The organism is Oscillibacter valericigenes, assembly GCF_016902445.1.
Classification (GTDB): domain Bacteria; phylum Bacillota; class Clostridia; order Oscillospirales; family Oscillospiraceae; genus Oscillibacter; species Oscillibacter avistercoris.
Genome location: NZ_JACSNX010000055.1, coordinates 1 through 1,345 on the forward strand (window position 1 = coordinate 1; position 1,345 = coordinate 1,345).

Consider the following 1,345-nt stretch of genomic DNA (forward strand, 5'->3'; position numbering starts at 1 on the left):
CCGCAGAGTCTATAGCCGGGCAGCGCCCGGTTTCTTCTCTCTGCCCTTCGGCCCTCGGGCCGCCTAAAGTGGGTGCGGGCGCCAGCCCGCAAAACGCGTTTGGCTGCCAGCGGTAAGCCAAACGCTCTGCTTGCCCCACCCGTGGGTGGGTAAAACCGCGTTCCCCGGCCGTGCAAGTACTGGCGGCACAAGCGCTCTCCGCACTGCGAGGAGATGTGGTATGGTTTTTCCCGCACTTTTTTCGACCGTCCATTTCTCCCTCATCGGCGGGGCAAATCGCTCCGGGCTTGTGGCACAAACCGGTCGCGGATGGGAACCAGGGCAACGGGCCAGCGCCGGGCACACGCCCCCCACACGCCCCTGTTCCGCTCCGCCGGGGTTACGGAGCCATCCTGTCTCCAGGGAGGCACACAGGAGCGCACAGGGGGAAGTAGGAGACGCATCGGTGTTTCCGATAGCAGAGGAGCAGAGCCGTTTTCTTTGTATTGCATATCAAAATCTGACCGGAGAGGGCGTTTCTGGCAAACGGTTCCGCCTACAGAATTTACCGCAGATATTTGTCTGCTCCCCCGGAAAAATTCCTTTGGAATTTTTAAAATTACCGGTATAATGGACATACAATTGGGGAGGAGGGAGACAGATGCCGGACACCACAAGCGAACTGTTTCACAGACTGAAAAGCTGGGAGAGCGGAAGGAAACTCCTGAATCAGGAGGAGACGGTCTCCACCTGTTCACAGGTGCTGCTGGAACTGCTGGAGAAAGCGGGCCTGAGCGCCCCGGAGTGGATGACTGCGGCTGACGTGAGCAAATCCTACGGCTATCAGATCTTGCGGGGGGAACGGGTTCCGGGGCGGGATATCCTGCTGCGCACCGCCCTGGCCCTGGGCCTGTCGCTGAAGGAGACCCAGCGCCTTCTGGCGGTGGGTGGATGCGGGGCACTCTATCCCCGCGTGCGCCGGGACGCCGCCGTGATCTTCGCGCTGAACCAGAAGATGAGCCTGCTGCAGGCGGAGGAGCTGCTCTCCTCCCTGCCGGAGCGGAGCCTCTATGCCGGGGAGCTCTGACATGGGAGAGCGGGAACAGTTTTTGAAAGAGTACCAGGAGCAGGTGCTGGACACCCTGACTCTGCCCCCGGAGTGGAGTGTGCGGTACACGGTCCAGTCCTGTCTGAAGGATGGGGAGCGGCAGGTGTATCTGCTTCGGGATCAGGCCGGCCGGCAGGCGGTGCTGAAGACACAGCCGGCGGGGCGGGAGGACACCCTGCGCCAGGAGTATGACCTGCTGCGGGAGCTCCATCACCGCCAGATTCCTCGCCCACTGGACTATCTGGGGTGGGAGGGGAG

The 1,345-nt window shown here is 62.1% G+C and carries 2 protein-coding genes; both read left to right on the forward strand.

The window, feature by feature from the left end:
* Positions 1-640 precede the first annotated feature (640 nt).
* Positions 641-1,066 (forward strand): hypothetical protein, encoded by a 426-nt coding sequence (locus H9X91_RS13995; protein WP_204805873.1) that lies wholly within the window; start codon positions 641-643, stop codon positions 1,064-1,066.
* A 1-nt stretch (position 1,067) separates the two neighbouring features.
* On the forward strand, positions 1,068-1,345 hold a 278-nt coding region (locus H9X91_RS14000; RefSeq protein ID WP_204805874.1), incomplete at its 3' end, for a hypothetical protein.

Bases quoted from the DNA above. Each gene is read 5' to 3' on its own strand.
- H9X91_RS13995 (WP_204805873.1), top strand. From the start codon at position 641: ATGCCGGACACCACAAGCGAACTGTTTCACAGACTGAAAAGCTGGGAG.